Annotated in this window: 20 protein-coding genes; 3 read left to right on the top strand and 17 right to left on the bottom strand. The window is 67.1% G+C overall.

Annotated elements, in window-relative coordinates; genetic code table 11:
- Positions 1-150: 150 nt before the first annotated feature.
- Genes IEY28_RS06235 through IEY28_RS06250 form a run of 4 tightly spaced genes read right to left on the bottom strand, consistent with a single transcriptional unit; the run spans position 151 to position 3,445 of the window.
- Complete coding sequence (locus tag IEY28_RS06235; RefSeq protein ID WP_166970807.1) at positions 151-480, bottom strand: 4Fe-4S dicluster domain-containing protein; 330 nt, start codon at positions 478-480, stop codon at positions 151-153.
- A gap of 50 nt (positions 481-530) precedes the next feature.
- Positions 531-1,454: an alpha/beta hydrolase gene (locus IEY28_RS06240; RefSeq protein WP_188995523.1), complete on the bottom strand. Its 924-nt coding sequence runs from the start codon at positions 1,452-1,454 to the stop codon at positions 531-533.
- A 45-nt stretch (positions 1,455-1,499) separates the two neighbouring features.
- A complete protein-coding gene (locus tag IEY28_RS06245) occupies positions 1,500-1,694 on the bottom strand; it encodes an Hsp20 family protein (RefSeq protein ID WP_188995525.1) in 195 nt (64 codons plus the stop codon).
- 17 nt (positions 1,695-1,711) lie between these two features.
- Complete coding sequence (locus tag IEY28_RS06250; protein ID WP_188995527.1) at positions 1,712-3,445, bottom strand: glutamate--tRNA ligase; 1,734 nt, start codon at positions 3,443-3,445, stop codon at positions 1,712-1,714.
- A gap of 85 nt (positions 3,446-3,530) precedes the next feature.
- Here IEY28_RS06250 and IEY28_RS06255 point away from each other — a divergent pair, with 85 nt between their 5' ends.
- Entirely contained in the window at positions 3,531-4,316 is a 786-nt protein-coding gene (locus IEY28_RS06255; RefSeq protein ID WP_188995529.1) for a helix-turn-helix transcriptional regulator, read from the top strand.
- 71 nt (positions 4,317-4,387) lie between these two features.
- Positions 4,388-4,783 (top strand): hypothetical protein, encoded by a 396-nt coding sequence (locus tag IEY28_RS06260; RefSeq protein WP_188995531.1) that lies wholly within the window; start codon positions 4,388-4,390, stop codon positions 4,781-4,783.
- Between the two features lie 6 nt (positions 4,784-4,789).
- Here the strand turns inward: IEY28_RS06260 and IEY28_RS06265 are convergent, their stop codons facing one another.
- The 6 genes from IEY28_RS06265 to mvk all read right to left on the bottom strand — a co-directional run bounded on the left by IEY28_RS06265 (position 4,790) and on the right by mvk (position 11,667).
- Positions 4,790-5,728: an ArsA family ATPase gene (locus IEY28_RS06265; protein ID WP_188995533.1), complete on the bottom strand. Its 939-nt coding sequence runs from the start codon at positions 5,726-5,728 to the stop codon at positions 4,790-4,792.
- An 83-nt stretch (positions 5,729-5,811) separates the two neighbouring features.
- Positions 5,812-6,852 (bottom strand): geranylfarnesyl diphosphate synthase, encoded by a 1,041-nt coding sequence (gene idsA3 / locus IEY28_RS06270; protein WP_188995535.1) that lies wholly within the window; start codon positions 6,850-6,852, stop codon positions 5,812-5,814.
- Between the two features lie 4 nt (positions 6,853-6,856).
- On the bottom strand, positions 6,857-8,203 hold the full coding sequence (locus IEY28_RS06275) for a ribonuclease J (RefSeq protein WP_188995537.1): 1,347 nt from the start codon (positions 8,201-8,203) through the stop codon (positions 6,857-6,859).
- 266 nt (positions 8,204-8,469) lie between these two features.
- Positions 8,470-9,897 (bottom strand): hypothetical protein, encoded by a 1,428-nt coding sequence (locus tag IEY28_RS06280; RefSeq protein WP_188995539.1) that lies wholly within the window; start codon positions 9,895-9,897, stop codon positions 8,470-8,472.
- A 49-nt stretch (positions 9,898-9,946) separates the two neighbouring features.
- The gene (locus IEY28_RS06285) at positions 9,947-10,687 is read right to left on the bottom strand and encodes an isopentenyl phosphate kinase (protein ID WP_188995540.1); all 741 of its coding nucleotides are present in this window, start codon (positions 10,685-10,687) and stop codon (positions 9,947-9,949) included.
- The gene (gene mvk, locus IEY28_RS06290; RefSeq protein WP_166970825.1) at positions 10,684-11,667 is read right to left on the bottom strand and encodes a mevalonate kinase; all 984 of its coding nucleotides are present in this window, start codon (positions 11,665-11,667) and stop codon (positions 10,684-10,686) included. Before mvk ends, IEY28_RS06285 begins: the two co-directional genes overlap by 4 nt.
- A 163-nt stretch (positions 11,668-11,830) precedes the next feature.
- Between mvk and IEY28_RS06295 the strand changes: the two genes are divergently transcribed.
- Positions 11,831-12,658, top strand: a complete 828-nt coding sequence (locus IEY28_RS06295; protein WP_188995542.1) for a hypothetical protein — start codon at positions 11,831-11,833, stop codon at positions 12,656-12,658.
- On the opposite strand, the gene IEY28_RS06300 is transcribed toward IEY28_RS06295, so the two are convergent.
- The 7 genes from IEY28_RS06300 to IEY28_RS06330 all read right to left on the bottom strand — a co-directional run bounded on the left by IEY28_RS06300 (position 12,655) and on the right by IEY28_RS06330 (position 17,341).
- Entirely contained in the window at positions 12,655-13,995 is a 1,341-nt protein-coding gene (locus IEY28_RS06300; RefSeq protein ID WP_188995544.1) for a cytochrome P450, read from the bottom strand. The two genes, IEY28_RS06295 and IEY28_RS06300, sit on opposite strands and share 4 nt — an antisense overlap.
- A gap of 68 nt (positions 13,996-14,063) precedes the next feature.
- Positions 14,064-14,444 carry a DUF5518 domain-containing protein gene (locus tag IEY28_RS06305; RefSeq protein ID WP_188995546.1) on the bottom strand — a complete coding sequence of 127 codons (381 nt, stop codon included), beginning with the start codon at positions 14,442-14,444 and terminating at the stop codon, positions 14,064-14,066.
- 54 nt (positions 14,445-14,498) lie between these two features.
- Positions 14,499-14,873: a DUF5518 domain-containing protein gene (locus tag IEY28_RS06310; RefSeq protein WP_188995547.1), complete on the bottom strand. Its 375-nt coding sequence runs from the start codon at positions 14,871-14,873 to the stop codon at positions 14,499-14,501.
- Positions 14,874-14,980: 107 nt separating this feature from the next.
- Positions 14,981-15,766, bottom strand: coding sequence for a 30S ribosomal protein S2 (gene rpsB, locus IEY28_RS06315; RefSeq protein WP_166970836.1), 786 nt, complete (start codon positions 15,764-15,766; stop codon positions 14,981-14,983).
- The gene (eno, locus tag IEY28_RS06320) at positions 15,763-16,968 is read right to left on the bottom strand and encodes a phosphopyruvate hydratase (protein WP_166970838.1); all 1,206 of its coding nucleotides are present in this window, start codon (positions 16,966-16,968) and stop codon (positions 15,763-15,765) included. Before eno ends, rpsB begins: the two co-directional genes overlap by 4 nt.
- Positions 16,965-17,144 (bottom strand): DNA-directed RNA polymerase subunit K, encoded by a 180-nt coding sequence (locus tag IEY28_RS06325; protein WP_135303168.1) that lies wholly within the window; start codon positions 17,142-17,144, stop codon positions 16,965-16,967. Before IEY28_RS06325 ends, eno begins: the two co-directional genes overlap by 4 nt.
- The gene (locus IEY28_RS06330; RefSeq protein ID WP_166970841.1) at positions 17,141-17,341 is read right to left on the bottom strand and encodes a DNA-directed RNA polymerase subunit N; all 201 of its coding nucleotides are present in this window, start codon (positions 17,339-17,341) and stop codon (positions 17,141-17,143) included. Before IEY28_RS06330 ends, IEY28_RS06325 begins: the two co-directional genes overlap by 4 nt.
- Positions 17,342-17,346: the final 5 nt, after the last annotated feature.

The following is a 17,346-nucleotide window of genomic DNA, read 5'->3' on the forward strand; positions in this document are numbered from 1 at the left end:
ATAAATGTATGTTCACAATAACGGGTGACAGTTTCGTGGGGCGTCCGTCGGTGATGCGGCGGACACAGCACCCCGCCGGACCGACTACTGGAGGACACGGACGATACCGCCACTACGCCGAACTCGATACGGAAAACGGGCGTTCTGGACTCAGATACGGCCGGCGCGGCCGGGGTCGACGTCGATGGCGTCGACCGGACAGACGTCGACACACAGCATGCAGTCGATACACTGGTCCTCGTGGGCCGGGTCGGCCTTGATTTCGCTCTCGGGGTGGTCGGGCGTGTCTACCCACTCGAACACGTCGACCGGGCAGTCCTCCAGACAGGCGCCGTCGGCGAGACAGATGTCGAAGTCGACGGCGACGTGGGTGCCGTGGATACCCAGCGTGTCGGGTTCCTCGACCGGCCCCCAGACGTTGTGGCCGTCGTGTTGTTCGACCACGTCACGATTGTCCTCGAATTCGGGGTCTATGGCCATTGGTATCTAACAACACTCGGCGACGATACTTAAACTTTCGACAGTCAGCCTCAGAAACGAGGGTCGTCGGGCCCACTGGTCGGTCCACGGCCGGGCGGTTTGCCGGGACCACGTCCCTCGTCGAGTGACGGACCGTCGTGGACGCTCATCGGGTCGTCGGTGACACCGACGTGACGCTGGAGGAACGCAGCGGTGCGGTCGTAGACGTCGTCGTAGAACGCTCCCGCGAAGGGAAAGCCGTGACCACCCGGAACGGGTTCGTATGCCACCGTCGTCAGGGGATCGAGCGTCCGAGCGAGCAGTTCCGACTGGGCCGGCGAAAACACCTCGTCGTCCTCGGCGTGGAGCAACAGCGCCGGCGGCGTGGAGACGGTGGCCTGTGCCACCGGCGAGGCGAGTTCGTACGCCTCCGGAACCTCCTCGGGCCCGCCGCCGAGATACTGCCTGTATATGTCCGCATCGCCCGCGTCGTCGGTCTCCGCCATCGCCCGGAAGTCGTAGACACCCGAGTAGCCGACGACGGCCGACAGTTCGGAGGACGCGCCGGGATACAGGTCCGGTTCGAACGCCGGGTCGTCGGCCGTCGCCGCGGCGAGCGTCACGAGATTCGCGCCAGCGGAGTGACCGACGGCCACGACGCGTCGTGGGTCCGCGCCGTAGGCGTCCGCCTCCGCCCGGCACCACTCGATAGCGGCCTTCACGTCGACGAGTGCGGCCGGGAAGGTGTGGTCGGGTGCCAGTCGGTACTGCGGTTCGACGACGAGGTAGCCGTCCTCGGCGAGGTCGATGGCGTGGCGGGCGAACTCGCCCTTGTCACCGACCGTGAACCCGCCCCCGCGGACGAGGACGGCGACCGGTTTCGGCCCGCTACTGGCCGTCGAGTCGTAGACATCCAGCAGGAGCGTCTCGCCGGCCGCCTCGTGGAAGGGGATGTCTCGGTCGACGGTGACCGTCGTCGGAGCGCGCTCTGTCACGTCCCCTACTGCGGTTGGACGGAATAAAAACGCGTCGGGGACGGGTTAGCCTTCGATTTCGATGCGCTTGCCGCGAGTGACGGCACCCTCGGAGACGGGCAGGCGGACTTCGAGGATGCCGTTGGTGTGGTTCGCGGCGATGCTCCCGTCGTCGACCCGCTTCGGGAACCAGAACCGACGGTGGTAGGTCCGTCGCTGGTTCCGCTGGTCGTCCTCGTGTTCGGCGGCGACGTTCACCATGCAGTCGTCTACACGCTCTAGGGATGCGCGAAGTACGCGACCGACTCGCCGTCCGGGTCCACGTCGTCCACGCGGGCGAAGCCGACGCGCTCGAACTGGAGTACGTCGTCGGCGTCGTAGTCGAGGACGCCCGGTTCGGCGACGCCGGTCACGTCGCCGTCCATCGTCCGCAGTCGGAGCGCGGGACCGTCGGCCGGCGCCCAGTGGACGACGTCGACGCCCTCCTCGCGCACCGCCGCGATGTCGTCGCCGACGTACTCGAAGGCGTCGCGGGTGTGGCGAACACAGCCGTACCCCTTCAGCCAGACTCGCTCGCCGTGACCCGGCAGGTCGTCGCCCTCGACGGCGACGCCGCCCACGACCGGAATCTCGCGTCGGCCCCGGTCCTCGTGGTCCGGGTGGTACGGCGGTTCGCCCGCGTCGGGGCCGCCCACGACCTGTCGCTCGACCAGTCCGCCGTGGTCGTCGCTGTCACGGACGAAGAACGCCCGGTCGGTGTCGTCGTCTATCATCTCGCGGTTGTTCGCGTACACCGACGACATGGCGAGGTCGACGTTGGACGTGGAGGTGCCGAGTTCGACCATCGCGTCGACGAGCGCCTCGCCACGGATGCCCCGCCGGCGGAGACTCGCCACCGTCGGCGCACGCGGGTCGTCCCAGCCGTCGAGTTCGCCCTCGGCGATGAGTTCCGAGATGGTCGAGGTGGACATCTTCACGTCGTAGGCGTCCACCTGTACGTGCCCCCAGTGAACGACCTCCGGGTACTCCCAGTCGAAGTAGTCGTAGACGAACTGCTGGCGCTTCGCGGAGTCCTGCAGGTCGATGCCGCGGATGATGTGCGTGATGCCCAGCAGGTGGTCGTCGACGCCGCTCTGGAAGTCCAGCATCGGCCAGCAGCGATAGTCGGCGGCCGCCTCGCGCGGGTGTGGCGTGTCTATCATCCGGAAGGCGACGAAGTCACGCAGGGCCGGATTCTTGTGGGTGATGTCGGTCCGGACCCGGAGGACCATCTCGCCGCTGTCGTACTCGCCGTCGACCATCGCGTCGAACTCCTCGTGGACGGTGGCGACGTCTTTCTCGCGGTGGGGACAGGCCTCGCCGCTGTTCTTCATGTCGGAGAACTCCCCCTGCGGGCACGAGCAGGTGTAGGCACCCTCGGCGTCGATGAGTTGCCGGGCGTAGTCGTAGTAGGTCTCCACCCGGTCGCTCGCCGTGAACACGTCGTCGGGTTCGAAGCCGAGGTAGTCGATAGCGTCCAGAATCTGGTCGTAGGCGTCGAGGTCCGGCCGCTTCGTCTCGGGGTCGGTGTCGTCGAACCGGCAGACGAACTCGCCGTCGTAGCGCTCCTTGTACGTCCCGATGACGGCGGCCATCCGGGCGTGGCCGATGTGCCACGGGCCGTTGGGGTTCGGCGCGACGCGCATCCGCACGGTGTCGTACTCCTCGACGTTGGGCAGGTCGGGCAGGGGGTGGTCCTCGCCCTCGTCCTCGGCTTCGAGTTCTTCGAGTTTCTCGGGGGCGAGTTCCTGCAGGCGCTCACGGCGTTTCTCGGCGTCCATCCCGTTGACCCGGTCGACGATGGGCGCAATGATCCCCGGAATCTCGTCGCCGTGCTCTCTGAACTCGGGGTTCTCACCCATGAGCGGCCCCATGATGGCCCCGACCTGTGCCTCGCTGTCGTGTTTGACCGCGTTGAGGAGGGCGTTCGTCTCGGCGGCCTCCTCGATGCGGGCACGAAGCTCCTCGTCCATGCACGACTCTGGCACCGCCCCAGTCAAAACGGCGTCGGGTTGGCACGGCGCCACCGTTATCCTCCGGGCGGTCGGTAGACGAGACATGGCCGCCGACGCTGCCCGCTTCCTCGCGGACTCTCCGGACCGCCTCGCACTCCTCGAACGGCTCGCCGACGAACCGGGGACGCCGAGTGATCTCGACGACGACCTCGGACAGTCACGCCGCAGCGTCCAGCGGAACCTCGCGGCGTTCGCCGAGCGTGGCTGGGCGCGGAAACACGACGGTGCGTACGACCTCACGACTGCCGGCAGGCTGATCACACGGCGGCACCGCTCGTATCTCGACGCGCTGGCGGCCATCGAATCGTGGGAACCACTGTTCGCCCACCTCCCGGCCGACCAGGCCCCACGCCCGGAGCACCTCGCCGATGCGACGCTGGTCGGGAGCGAACCCGACCAGCCGCAGGCCCCTGTGAGCCACTACGTCGAGTCCATCGCGTCCGCGTCGACCGACTCGATCAGGATGCTCTCGCCGGTCCTGAGTCGCCTGTTCCACGACGCCCACGCCGGACAGGTCCTCGACGGCGTCACACACGAACTCGTCCTCGACGGCCCGACGGTCCAGCGTGCCCGCGAGCAGAACCCGGCCGAGTTCGCCACCGTCGTCGGCGTCCCGGGCTTCTCGCTGTACCGCCACCCCGACCCGCTCTCGTTCGGGCTGACGCTGACCGACGACCGCGTGTTCCTCCTGGCCTACGACGACCAGGGCCAACTCCACGCGCTGGCCGACGGGAGCGACCCCGCGTTCTACGAGTGGGCGAGTACGTGCTTCGAGCGCCATCGCGACCGGAGTGAACACGTTTCGGGGCTCGATGCCATCTCGTCCTGATACGACCGACAGGGGGTGACACAGGTGTCGGCGATTGACGTAAACTACCCCGAGTCCCTACGACGACGTGCATGCACTCCCTGACTGGCGCCCTTCGACCCTCCACAGGTGCCGAGGTTCGGAGCGTGTTCCGTCGGCCGACCACGCTCGCACTGTTCGCCTACCTGGTCGCGGCGACCTACCTGCCGGTGCTTGCGGCTGCTATCGGGCAGGTGGCCCCGGCTGCCGAGCCGTACGTCTCCCCGGTCGCGATACTCCTGTACGTCCCCGCGTACCTGCTGTCGATCCTCGTCTACGACAGCCCCTGGGGGCTGGAGAACGTCGTCTACGCTGTCGAGGGATTCCTGGGCGTGTCGAACTCCGGGCTCTACTACGTGGGGTTGGTCGTGACCTACTACCTCTGTAGCGTCGTCCTGGTCTGGTTCGGGGCGACGGTCCGACGAGTGGTCGGTCGCCACCGCGACTGACCGGCGCTACAGATCGGTTCCCAGGTGTGTAGAAACGCGTTCGAGTGCGTCCAGACCCGTAACCTCGCCCGATTCGTCCGGGATCGTCCAGACATCCAGGTCCGGTAGCGATTCGCGTAGCGTCGCGATCGCCTCCTCCTGGACGGTCTGCTTCCCACGACAGCGCTCGCAATCGCCGGGGTCCTCGACGACCTTGTTGACGACGAGCGTCGTCACCGGGACCTCGAAGGAACGCAACTGCTCGACCAGCCGTTCGGTCTCGCGGACGGCCATCGTCTCCGGGATGGTGACCGCACGGAACGCCGTCCGGTCGGGGTCCCGGAGGACGGTCCCGACCCGTTCCATCCGGTCGCGCATCTCGGTGAAGTCGTCCGGGCCGTCGGCGCGCCGTCGATTCGCCATCGGACCAAACAGCATCGTTCGCGTCGTGTTCACCTTCCGGCGAACCTGATCGCGCAGGTCCAGCGCCGTCGCCATCCCGCGGTCAAGCACCGACGGCAGGTCCAGCAGTCTGAGCGTGTGGCCCGTCGGTGCGGTGTCGAACACCACCCGGTCCCACCGGTCGCTGTCGGCGTAGGTCGCAAGTCCCTCTACTGCGGCCAGTTCGTCGCTCCCGGGCATCACACCCGCGGTGAACAGGTCGGTAATCTCGTCTTCGTCGAGGTCGATGCCTGCACTGGCGAACTCCGCGGCCAGCGCCTCGAACAGCGTCCGGTAGCGGTCGATACCTGCCTGTGGGTCGACTTCGACGCCCCAGAAGCCGTTGTGTATCTCCACGGGGTCGGCTCCGACCGGTCGCTCGACGGCGTCACCCAACGAGTGGGCCGGGTCCGTCGACACGACGAGCGTCTCGTAGCCTCGCTCGGCCAGCGAGACCCCCGTCGCCGTCGCGATGGTCGTCTTTCCCACCCCGCCTTTCCCGCCGTAGAGGAGGAACTCGGTCACGGACGCTCGTTCGTGTCGGTTCGCCTTAATTCCGACCCGGCGCTACCGCCGTGGGCGATGGGCGTACAAACGACCGCGCGGCGTCAGTACTCGCGCTCGACGAGGTAGTTCGCGATGCCGTCCAGCAGGTCGCGTGCCTCGTTGTCCGGGAGGACTTCGAGGTTCTCCTTGCCGCTCGTGACGAGTTCCTGCGCCCGGTTCCGGGCGTACTCGATGGACCCCGCTTCGCGGAGCGTGGCGACGGCCTCGTCTATCTCGGCTTCGGACACCTCGTCGACGGAGTCGGTGTCGACGAGGTTCTCGACGTCGACGCCCTGCTGACGGGCGTGCAACGTCACGAGCGTCTGCTTGTTCTCGACGAGGTCCGACCCGCGCTGCTTGCCCAGTTTCTCCGAGGGCGTGGTCAGATCGAGCAGGTCGTCCTGAATCTGGAAGGCCCGGCCCACGTCCAGTCCGTGGTTGTACAGGGCCTCGACGGTCTCCTCGTCGGCACCCAGCAGCGTCGCCGGGATGGACGCTGCGGCGCCGTAGAGGACGGCCGTCTTGAGTTCGACCATCTCCAGATACTCATCGGGCGTGACCGCATCGCGCTGTTCGAACTCGATGTCCAGCGACTGCCCCTCGCAGATGCGGGTGCAGGTCTTCGCGAGGCGCTTGTTCGCGGCGACGCTCCGGTCGTCGGCCGCGCCGGTTTCGAGCAGGAACTCGAAGGCCTTCGAGTACAACGTGTCGCCGGCCAGAATCGCCGTCGAGAGGTCGTACTCCTTGTGGACGGCCGGGACCCCGCGGCGGAGGTCGTCGTCGTCCATGATGTCGTCGTGGATGAGCGTGAACGTCTGGATGACCTCGATAGCCAGCGCCGCCGACAGCACGTCGGCCTGCCCGCCGGTGAGCGTCGGGAAGTCACGGTAGTCGACCGACAGTGGCTCGACGTCCAGTAGCGACTCCGCGACCAGCAGCAACACCGTCGGACGGAGTCGCTTGCCGCCGGCGTCCAGCAGGTAGCGGGTCGCCTCGTAGAGGTGCTCGGGCCGCGTCACTGGAAGCTCCTCGGGGAGGGCCTCGTTGACCCGCTCCCGGCGGGCGAGGATGGCTTTTTCGACCTGCTGATAACCTTCGGACATGTGGTTATTCCGTGAGCTGAATCATGTTGCCGTTACGCGTGATGTGCAGGTCGCGGCCGACCTTGTAGCCCTGATTCTCGGCGAGGTCCACGTACGGCGCGAACCCTTCGAGACTCTGGTGGGCCGGGATGACGTGCTGGGGCTGGAGCGCGTCGAGCATCTCGTAGTGGCCCTCCTGACGGAGGTGGCCCGAGACGTGGATGTCGTCGTAGATGCGGGCGCCCTGCATGCCCAGCAGTTTCTCGGACTGGTAGCGCTGGCCCTCGTTGGTCGGTTCCGGAATGACCCGGGCGGAGAACAGCACCTTGTCGCCGTCGTCTAGCTCGTAGGGCGTCTCGCCGCGGCCCATGCGGGTGAGCATCGCGCGCGGTTCGCCCTGATGGCCCGTGACGATGGGCAGGAAGTTCTCCTTGCCTTCGTTCATGATCCGCTTGAACGTGCGGTCGACGGACTTGCGGTGGCCGTACATCCCGAGGTCCTCCGGGAAGTCCACGAAGTCCAGTCGCTCTGCGGTGCCGGAGTACTTCTCCATCGAGCGACCGAGCAAGACCGGCTGACGGCCGATGTCGTCGGCGAACTCGACGAGGCTCTTCACACGAGCGATGTGCGAGGAGAACGTCGTGGCGACGATGCCGCCGTCGTAGTCCTCGATGCTGGTCATGACGTCCTTGAGGTGGCGACGAGCGACCGCCTCGGAGGCCGTACGGCCCTTCCGGCCGGCGTTCGTACAGTCCTCGATGTAACAGAGGACGCCCTCGCCCTCGCGACCGATCTCTCGGAACCGCTTCATGTCGATGGGGTCGCCGATGACCGGCGTGTGGTCCATCCGCTTGTCCAGTCCGTAGACGACCGACCCCTCCGGCGTGTGGAGGACCGGGTTGATGGCGTCGATGATGGAGTGGGTGACGTTGACGAACTCCAGTTCGTTTCGCTCGCCGATCTGCATCGTCTCGCCCGCGCTCATCTTGACGAGGTCGTTCTGGACCCCGAACTTCTCCTCGCCCTTTATCTGCTGTTTGACCAGTTCGATGGTGAAGGGCGTGGCGACGATAGGCGCGTCGTAGCGATGGGCGAGTTTCGAGATGGCGCCGATGTGGTCGAGGTGGCCGTGTGTCGGCACGATGGCCTTCACGTCACCTTCGAGGTCGGACATGACCCGGTCGTCCGGGATAGCGCCCATGTCGATGAGATCGAGCGAGTGCATCCGCTCGGTCTCGACGTTGTCGTGAATCAGTACCTTCGAGAGGTTCAGGCCCATGTCGAAGATGACGACGTCGTCACCTGCACGGACGGCCGTCATCTGACGGCCAACTGCCTCGTATCCGCCGATTGTTGCGATTTCGACTTCCATGGTTGTAGGTCCGAGTGGAAGCCGTCCGCGGGCCCGCGGTTGGTGCTGGCGACGACGGTAACTGCTGAAACGGCGTCTCGGTTCCTGTGGGCGTCGAGGCCGGCCGGGTACACCCCGTAGCCTCGATTCCCGAAGTGGAAGGGACTGACGTCCCGACGACTTTCCCCGTCGTCTGCCGGCCGCCAAACCGCGGTCTGCGGGCGGCCGTGCGCTCGGTTACGCGGACGTACAACGTCGCTTCTTAAAACGGTGTGGGTTCCGGGCGGCTATTCGTCGTCCAGGGCGTCCGACAGCGGATCGCTGTCCGAATCGACGTCGAACCCGGTGACGCCTTCGTCTGAGAGCGTCGCGTCGTCCTCGACGTCGTCGGCGGACGACTCGTCGCTCTCCTCGGCGACGTCGTCGACGATGCGCGTCTCTCTGGACTCGATACTCCCGAGCAGGTCCTCGTCGCTCTCTTCGGACGCCGACTCGCCGAACAGGTCGTCGGCGGTCCGTGGTCCCGCCGACTGTGTCTGGTCGTCGCGCTCGGCCGGTCCGGTCCCCGACTCCACATCCCAGACGGTCTGCTCCTCGGTCGTGGACTGGTCGTCCACCGGCACCGACTCGTCCGGACTCGACTGGTCGTCGTCCGACGCGGCTGGCTGTCGGCCCTGGAACTCCGACGGGTCCGGCGGCGACCACTCCTGTGGTTCGGCCGGCGCGTCGTCTTCGGCCGGCGGTTCGGCCGCGGCGGGGTCCGTGCGACCGACGTCGTCGGCCTGTTCGTCAGCGGGACCACCGAAGATGTCGTTCTCGTCCGAAGCGGCGGCATCGGCCGCCACAGGCCCCTGATCCTCGGCCGGTGCTGACGAATCGTCGTCGTCGTCCGCAGTCGTCGTCTGGTCGGCCGCCTCCTCGGCGGGACCACCGAAGATATCTGCATCGGGCTCCGAACCGCTGTCCGTCTCTCGTGCCGGTTCGGCAGCGGCCGCGGGCTGGGAGTCCTGTCCGTCCGCGGCGTTCTCGCGCGCCGACTGGTCGCTCTCGGCGATCAGTTCGGAGTCGTCTTGCACCGCGTCGGCTTCGGCCGCCGGCTCGGGCTGTGAGGAAGCCGGTTCGTCCGCTTCCGGGGGCTCTTCTTCGGGTGTCGCTGCCGTCGTCGACACCGCTTCGGACGGTGCGTCCGTCTCGGCTGGGCCGGCCTCGGCCGTCTCGCCGTCGGTGGCCTCGGCCGCGGTCGATTCGAGCGGGTCGTCGTCCGTCGTCTCGCTCGGCTCCGAATCGGCCGTCTCCGTCTGGGTCTCGTCGCGGGACTCCGCCGTCGAACCGGTAGCCGCTCCGGCGGTTGCTGCCCCAGCGGCCTCCTGTTCGCCGCTCACCTCGCGGCTCTCGGTGTCGGGCGCCGCTGCGTCGGTCGGTGCCGCCGCGTCGTCCGCTTTCGCGACGGCCGCGGCAGCACCGACCATCGTCGCGTCGGCGACGAGTTTGTGCAGGAGTCCGAACACGCCAGAAAGCGTAAGCAAGACCCCGATAGCAGCGACGGCGACGCCGAGCAGTGCTCGGTTCGTCGTAACGGAGGGCGACGCGCTAGGTGACGCACCGAGGACCACGCCGATGCCAACGAACAGACCGCCAACGATGGCGACCACGAGGACGTAACCGACGTACCGAGCGCCGTAGCGGTAGACGTCGGGTAAGCTAACAGCAGACATGAATTTACAATTAGCAACGGCGGTGAAATAGGTTACGACGGTCGTACGTTCACCGGTCCGCCTCGATCGTCGTCCCCGGCGCGTCGCCGTCGAGGAAGGCCGACAGCGCATCGGGGCCGAACACCGAGGCCGGGCTCTCGAGTTCGAGGAGCGCACGAACCTTCGCGGCCATCCCGCCGGAGACGTCCGTGGCGTCGCTGCCGCCGAGCGCCGCCGCGGCGTCCTCGAAGGCCTCGATTCGGTCGATTACGGCACCGTCTTCGTCCAGCACGCCGGGCACCGTCGAGCAGACGCCGACCCGGTCGGCGTCGACGGCTGGCGCGAGTTCGACGACCAGTTCGTCGCCACTGAGGACTGTCGCTCCTTCGCCCGCGTGGGCGACGAGGTCGCCGTGCAACACCGGGACGAACCCCTCGGAGAGGAGCGTTCGGACCTGCCCGGTCGGGAGCGTGAGCGTGCCGTCTGCGCCCCGGTCCGCCGCCGAGAACGGGTGGACCGGGACGGCGGGGACCCCACGCTCGGTCAGCGCCGTGACGATCCTGCTGTTCAGCCGCGTCATCGCGCCGTGGATGGCCTGTACGCCGGCCACGTCGTGCGTTCCCTCGGTCGTACTCACGCCGTACTCGGCGGCGTGGTGGTGGCCGAAGCTCCCGCCGCCGTGGATGACTACGACGTCGTGGTCGCTGGCCGCGACGGCGTCTGCGGCGGCCGCCAGCGCCTCGTCGTCGACAGTCTCCGGCGTCTCCTTCTCGGTGACGACGCTCCCGCCGAGTTTGAGGACGACGGTCATTCCTGCCGGACTCCGTCGGTGTCCAGTTCCGCCCGGAAGACCGATTCACACCCGGGCGTGTACTTCAGGGCGGTGAGCGCGTCGTCGGTGTCGTCAAGCGCGACGATACAGCCACCGCCGCCAGCCCCGGTTAGTTTCGCACCCATCGCCCCCGCATCGCGGGCGGCCCAGACCATCGAGTCCAGCGACCGGGAGGAGACGCCCAGCGCCGACAGGAGGCCGTGATTGAAGTCCATCAGGTCGCCCAGCGTCTCGTAGTCGCCCGAACCCAGTACTGACTCGCCCTCACGGACGATGTCACCGATGGCGCGGACGGTGTCCGCGGCGAAGTCGTACTCCTCACGGAGACTCCTGACGCCTGCGACCAGTGCGCCGGTGTCCCCGGCGCCCCCGTCGTAGCCGATGACGAAGGGCAGGTTGTCGACGCCTTCGACGGTTCGGCAGTCGTCGCCCTCGACGCGGACGGCCCCGCCCTTCGCCGAACAGAACGTATCGGCCCGCGAGGCCTCGCCGTCCTGTACGGCCGCCTCCACCTGATAGGCCCGTTCCGCGATGGCCTCGGCCGAGAGTTCGACGCCCAGTTCGCGAGTCGCGGCGTCGATGGCGGCGACGACGACGGCCGCCGACGACCCGAGTCCCGCCCCCAGCGGGATGTCGCTCTCGATTCGTATCTCGAAGCCGGCGTCGGGTACGTCGGCGGCGTCCCGGACCTGTGCCACCGCTTCGTTTACGTACCCCATCGCCGCTTCGAGTAAGGGCTCCGACGCGTCGACGTCGGGTCGACCCGCTCCGTCTCCGTCGTACTCGACGGTGAACCCGTCGAGTTTGAGGTCTTCCGAGTGAATACGAAGTCCTTCGTCTATCTCTCTCGCCGTCACGCGGGCCCGGCGCTCGATGGCGCACGGGACCGCTGGCTCACCGTAGACGACCGCGTGCTCCCCGAACAGATACACCTTGCCGGGAGCGCTCGACGTGACCATACCCGCCCGTGTGACCGGAGGGGGTTAGGCGTTTTCGGAGCCAGTTTCGGGCTACCGGCCGCCGTCTGTCGCTCGCCGTGGCCGCGATACGTCCCGATGGAACGATACAAGCGGGTTTTGAGCTACCTGAAAGACCTTTGACGCGCCGATGGAACGGGCGTGTATGAAACGTCGACGCGTACTGGCCACACTCGGGACTGGCCTCGCCGGTGTCGCCGGGTGTCTCTCTGAATCCCCGTCGACTCCGGACGAGGCGTCCGAGACACCCACGGACGACGAACGGACCGACCAGCGAACGCCGTCCCAGACGCACACGAAGGTCGCCGTCGAGGACGTCGTCGTCCGGAAGGCCATCACCTACGACTCGTCGATGGGGTCCGGTGGCGTACTGACCGGCGAGGATAGACAGTACGTCGTTGGCTCGGTTCGAGGGGTCGAAGACGTCCACGATTTGGCGTACACGTTCGAGACGGCCGACAGCGCGTGGGACCAAGGCCTTCCCGACACCGTGGGCGCGCGGAACCACGCCGTCGCGGGTCACGAGCGCCCGTACGTCGCGTTCACGGTTCCGTCACGGCTGTCTGCGTCGAATCCCCGTATTCGGCGCTCGGACGGGACCGAGTGGCCGGTACCGGCAGACGCACGCGACACGCTCGCGGCACCGGCACCGCAGTTCGAACTCGACAGCCTGACCGTTCCAGACAGCGTCTCGCAGGGCGAGCAGTTGTCGGTGTCGCTGACGGCGACGAACGTCTCCGAGACGGACGGCCGCTTCCTCGCGGCGGTGTACTGGCCCACGAAGGGAATCGCCGACGACGACGAGTCCCACGTCGTCGACCGGTCCGTCGCCGCGGGCGAACGGGTGTCGGCGACCCTCGACGTCGACACGGCCTACACGGCCATGGAGGACGGCCCGGTCACGCTGTCGGTCACCGGTCACGTCGCGGCCGAACGCGAGGTACAGGTTCGCGACGCTTCGACGCCGACCTAATCTCGCGTCTGTACTCGCATCGACATCTCCTGACGCGGGTGGGCGGTCAGCGACGGCATGAGTTCGAGCGGCGTCTCGCCCGTGAAGTCGAGGCGGTACTGCTTGGCCGTCGTGGCGACGATGAGTTGGGCCTCCAGCATCGCGAGGTGCTTGCCGATGCAGTGGCGCGGACCACCGCCGAACGGGAAGTACGCGAACCGGGGTCGTTCGGTCGCCCGTTCGGGCTTCCAGCGTTCCGGGTCGAACGTCCCCGGGTCGTCGTAGAACCGGGCGGAGCGGTGGACACCCCACTGCGGGAGCATCAGCGTCGTCCCCGCCTCGACGGGGTACGCCGACAGTTCGACGTCCTCGGTCGGTTCCCGGAAGATGGTGTACACCGGCGGGTACAGGCGCATCGCCTCCTGAACGACCCACTCCAGATAGTCGAGTTCGCGGACGTGGTCCATCTCCGGCCGCTCGTCGCCGACCACCTCGTCCAGTTCCTCGTGGACTTTGCGTTCGGCCTCGGGGTTCTCCGAGAGCAGGAACCACACGTAGGTGAGCGTCAGCGCCGTCGTGTCGTGGCCCGCAAGCAGCATCGTCATCATCTCGTCGCGCAACTGCTCGGGCGACTGCTCGCCGTCGTCGCGGGCACGGAGGAGGACCGACAGGAAGTCCATCGGGCCGTCCTCGTCCGTCCCCACCGAACCCTCGCGGACCTCGATGATGTCGTCCAACACCGCATCGAGCGTCTCGACGGCGCTGTCGAACGCCGCGTCGTCCGGCATCGGCAGCCACTCCGGTGCGGCAAAGCGGAGCGGGTCGGGTTCGAAGCGCTGTCCCAGCGGTATCAGTTGCTCCTCGATGGTCTGCACTCGCTGTTCGGACAGTTCGACCCCCATCATCAAATCGAGGATGACGTCGAGCGTCGTCCGCGTCATCGCCTGTTCGACGTCGACGACGTCCCCCTCCTGCCAGTCTGCGATGCGGTCCTGTGCGTGACCGGTGATGCGGTCGGCCATCCCCGAGAGCCGTGCCATCGAGAACGCGGGGTTGGCCAGTCGCCGCTGTCGCTCCCACGTCTCGCCCTCGCTCAACAGGAGGCCCTCGCCCAGCAAGTCACCGAGCGCGTCCCCCTGAAAGTCGGGCTTGCGGAACCGGTCGCTCTCCGAGACCAGCACTCGTTCGATGGCCGCCGGGTCACACAGCATGACGGTGTCCATCGGCCCCATGTCGAAGCGAGCGACGTCACCGTAGGCGCTCTCCAGCGTCGAGATGAACCGGAACGGGTCGTCGGCGTACGTCCTGCTACTGCCGAACAGCGGTTCGCCTTTCGGTCCGGGCGGCGTCTCTGCCATCGATCGAAGTTAGGACTGGACACGTTTGAATCGCATGCCAAATCGCCCGGTTACGGGCCGAAGGCGGGTCAGAGCCAGCGGCCGGGGTCTAGCTGCCACTCCGTATGTCGCGCCGCCCAGACGCCGCCAAGGCCACCGAGTGCGCTCAGTCCGACCGTGTACGCGAGAAAGAACGCGAACACGAGCGCGAGAAAGAGTTCGTACGCCGGCGAGGACGGGTGGATACCGAATCCGATCGCCCCGGCGATGGACAGCGCCGGGACGAACAGCACCAGCAACGGCACCATCGCGCCGACGCCCGCAAGCAGCCCCAGCCACAGCCCACTCGCGTAATCGCTGCCGTGTCTGTTGGCGGCGACAGCCCCACCGATGACCGACGAGAACGGGACGAACGAGAGTGCGACTGTCACCAACGCACCCCAGCCGGCGTCGACGAGCGTCTCACGCATCTCGTCTGTGTCTGTCGACAGCCGGTGTAATATAGCTGGCCACACCGTCGCCGGTCAGTTTCCGAGGTCGGTGTCGTACTTCACGTAGTTGCCCAACCACCCGCCGAGCGCGCTCAGACCGACGACGTAGACGGCGGCGAACACCGCCGCGCCGACGAGGAAGACGACACCGACCGCCCCCAGATGCATCGGCATCCCGCCGAGCAGGAATCCGAGGAAGACCAGTCCCACGAAGGCGAACACGACCAGCGTGAACACGAGGCCGATGGCCCCGGAGATCGCGCCGACTCGGAGACCGTCGTCTCGGTCACCACCTTCCAGATAGCCGGCGAGTGCGCCGCCGAACACCGGTGCGAAGGGGAAACCACTCAGGATAGCTGTCGCGACAGCCCCGATAACCGCGTTGAGGAGGGTATCTTGTTCTGCCATCGACGACCGGTACTCGGGGGGCTGTCCTATGTCTTGTGCCGTAGCGACGCCTATCGTCGCCACTGTCGCGCCGTGTAGAGAGAAAGTGAAGGTATCGAACGCCTGCGTTAGAGTTCGGACTCGAAGTCCTCGAGACCGTAGGACGGTTCGGCACCGCGGCGGTCGAGCGTCTCGTTGGCCAGCAGCCAGTAGACGACCGACAGCGCCTTTCGCCCCTTGTTGTTCGTCGGGACGACCAGGTCGACGTTCGACGTGGTGTTGTTGGAGTCACACATCGCGATGACCGGGATGCCGACCGTGATGGCCTCCTTGACGGCCTGTGAGTCACCGATCGGGTCGGTGACGACCACGACGTCCGGTTCGATGTAGCCGTCGTAGTCCGGGTTCGTCAGCGTGCCGGGGATGAACCGGCCCGTGCGAGCGCGGGCGCCGACGGCGTCGGCGAACTTCTCGGCCGGGAACCGACCGTACTGGCGCGAGGACGCCACGAGAATCTGCTCGGGGTCGTAGTTGGCCAGGAAGTCCGCGGCGGTGCGGATGCGGCTGTCCGTCATCGAGACGTCCAGCACGTAGAGCCCGTCGTCACGGACGCGGTGGATGAACCGCTCCATGTCCTGGGTCTTCTGCTGGGTCCCGATGTGGACACCGGCGCCGAGGTAGTCCTCGACGGGGATGAGGAGGTCGGCCTCGGACTGCTCGTCGGGCATGACGTCCTCGTCGAGCTGAGGTCCGGCGTCTTCCTCGTCCTCGGTTGTCTCTGCCTCGGCCTCCTCGGCGTCGGCGGGCTGTTCGGCTGCCGTCTCGGCCTCTGCGTCGACCGCTTCGTCGTCCTCCTCGGACGGGTCGAAGTCGGACTCGGACGCGTCGAGACCCTCTTTTTCGTTGCCGCTCATACTGCGTTGTCCTCGATACGGATGAGTTCGTTCAGCTTGGCTGTGCGCTCGCCACCGACCGCGCCCGTCTTGATGAACGGCGCGCTGGTCGCCACGGCGAGGTGTGCAATCGTGGTGTCCTCGGTCTCGCCGCTCCGGTGGGAGACGACGGATTCGTAGCCGTTTCGGGTCGCGAGTTCGATGGCGTCCACCGCGTCCGTGAGCGTCCCGATCTGGTTGGGCTTGATGAGGATGGAGTTGCCCGCACCGGCGCTGATACCGGCCTCCAGTCGCTCGACGTTCGTGACGAACAGGTCGTCACCGCAGACGAGCGTCTGATCGCCGACGCGGTCGGTCAGGTCGGCGAAGGCCTCGTAGTCGTTCTCGTCGAGTGGGTCCTCGACGTAGACGAGGTCGTACGCCTCGACTTTCTCGGCGATGTAGTCGATCTGTTCGTCGGTCGACTTCACGCCGTCGTCGTAGACGTAGCCGCCCTCGTCCTCGTCGTACAGTTCGGCACCAGCGACGTCGAGGCCGAACGCGATAGCGAAGCCGAAGTCGTCGGCCACCGTCTCGACGGCCTCGTCCATGATCTCGAACGCTTCGTCGTCCGAGATCGAGGGTGCCCAGGCGCCCTCGTCGCCCTTACCCGCTGGCAGGTCGCGGTCGGCCAGGATGTCGTGGACCTCCTGATGGACCGCGGCGTTGGCGAAGACGGCCTCCTCGACGCTCGGCGCGCCGACGGGGGCCGCGAGGAATTCCTGAATGTTGGTGGCGTCCGCGGCATGTTCGCCGCCGCCGATGATGTTACCCAGCGGCGTCGGGTACTCGTTGCCACGGAAGGTGCCGCCGAGGTGCTGGAACAGCGGTGCGCCCAGCACGTCGGCACCGGCCTTCGCGGCCGCCATCGAGATGGCGACGGCGGAGTTGGCACCGATACCGGAGAAGTCGTCCGTGCCGTCGGCGGCGTGGAGCGCCGCGTCGACGTCACGTTGGTTCCCGGCGTGGACTTCACCGATGAGGCGCGGAAGCGCGTCGTCGCGAGCGTTCGCGATTGCTTCCTGAGCCGGCAGTTCGATCGCCTCGTACTCGCCGGTGCTTGCGCCGCTCGGTGCCTTGCCGCGACCGAAGCCCCCACTCTCCGTGAGGACGTCGGCTTCCACGGTCGCGTTTCCACGCGAGTCGAGGACGCGGCGGAGTCGTACGTCGGTAATTAGCGTCATTTGTGGTCACCTCGCTTGACTGTGAACGGCAACACGCCAGCGTCGTACTCCTCGGCCGCGATGAGGATGGGCTGGGTGTGCTCCGTCTCGATGAGCACGGGTGCGCCGTGGGCCAACTGCAGCGCTCGCGCGCCGAGTTTGCGGGCCTTCTCGTATCGGCTCTCCTGTGCGTTCATTGGTAGGGCGCGACGATGTCGACGAGGTCTTTGTGCGAGACGAGCATTCGGCGACAGCAGTGCCGCTCGACGCCGAGTTCGTCGAGGACCATTTCGGGGTCCTCTGGCTCTTCGGCTTCGCGGGTGCGGGCCTTGAACTCCTCCCAGTGCTCGCCGACGACGTTACCACAGGTGAAACACCGGACCGGTACCATCATATCTG

It is taken from the genome of Haloarcula pellucida, from assembly GCF_014647235.1.
Taxonomy (GTDB): domain Archaea; phylum Halobacteriota; class Halobacteria; order Halobacteriales; family Haloarculaceae; genus Haloarcula; species Haloarcula pellucida.

What these genes read in the sequence shown, in the direction of transcription:
- IEY28_RS06325 (WP_135303168.1), bottom strand. Translation starts at nt 17,144, where the DNA reads ATGAACGCACAGGAGAGCCGATACGAGAAGGCCCGCAAACTCGGCGCG.
- mvk (WP_166970825.1), bottom strand. Translation starts at nt 11,667, where the DNA reads ATGGTCACGTCGAGCGCTCCCGGCAAGGTGTATCTGTTCGGGGAGCAC.
- IEY28_RS06300 (WP_188995544.1), bottom strand. Translation starts at nt 13,995, where the DNA reads ATGGCAGAGACGCCGCCCGGACCGAAAGGCGAACCGCTGTTCGGCAGT.
- IEY28_RS06310 (WP_188995547.1), bottom strand. Translation starts at nt 14,873, where the DNA reads ATGGCAGAACAAGATACCCTCCTCAACGCGGTTATCGGGGCTGTCGCG.
- IEY28_RS06255 (WP_188995529.1), top strand. Translation starts at nt 3,531, where the DNA reads ATGGCCGCCGACGCTGCCCGCTTCCTCGCGGACTCTCCGGACCGCCTC.
- IEY28_RS06235 (WP_166970807.1), bottom strand. Translation starts at nt 480, where the DNA reads ATGGCCATAGACCCCGAATTCGAGGACAATCGTGACGTGGTCGAACAA.
- rpsB (WP_166970836.1), bottom strand. Translation starts at nt 15,766, where the DNA reads ATGAGCGGCAACGAAAAAGAGGGTCTCGACGCGTCCGAGTCCGACTTC.
- IEY28_RS06285 (WP_188995540.1), bottom strand. Translation starts at nt 10,687, where the DNA reads ATGACCGTCGTCCTCAAACTCGGCGGGAGCGTCGTCACCGAGAAGGAG.
- IEY28_RS06245 (WP_188995525.1), bottom strand. Translation starts at nt 1,694, where the DNA reads ATGGTGAACGTCGCCGCCGAACACGAGGACGACCAGCGGAACCAGCGA.
- IEY28_RS06305 (WP_188995546.1), bottom strand. Translation starts at nt 14,444, where the DNA reads ATGCGTGAGACGCTCGTCGACGCCGGCTGGGGTGCGTTGGTGACAGTC.
- IEY28_RS06295 (WP_188995542.1), top strand. Translation starts at nt 11,831, where the DNA reads ATGAAACGTCGACGCGTACTGGCCACACTCGGGACTGGCCTCGCCGGT.
- eno (WP_166970838.1), bottom strand. Translation starts at nt 16,968, where the DNA reads ATGACGCTAATTACCGACGTACGACTCCGCCGCGTCCTCGACTCGCGT.
- IEY28_RS06260 (WP_188995531.1), top strand. Translation starts at nt 4,388, where the DNA reads ATGCACTCCCTGACTGGCGCCCTTCGACCCTCCACAGGTGCCGAGGTT.
- IEY28_RS06250 (WP_188995527.1), bottom strand. Translation starts at nt 3,445, where the DNA reads ATGGACGAGGAGCTTCGTGCCCGCATCGAGGAGGCCGCCGAGACGAAC.
- idsA3 (WP_188995535.1), bottom strand. Translation starts at nt 6,852, where the DNA reads ATGTCCGAAGGTTATCAGCAGGTCGAAAAAGCCATCCTCGCCCGCCGG.
- IEY28_RS06280 (WP_188995539.1), bottom strand. Translation starts at nt 9,897, where the DNA reads ATGTCTGCTGTTAGCTTACCCGACGTCTACCGCTACGGCGCTCGGTAC.
- IEY28_RS06275 (WP_188995537.1), bottom strand. Translation starts at nt 8,203, where the DNA reads ATGGAAGTCGAAATCGCAACAATCGGCGGATACGAGGCAGTTGGCCGT.
- IEY28_RS06330 (WP_166970841.1), bottom strand. Translation starts at nt 17,341, where the DNA reads ATGATGGTACCGGTCCGGTGTTTCACCTGTGGTAACGTCGTCGGCGAG.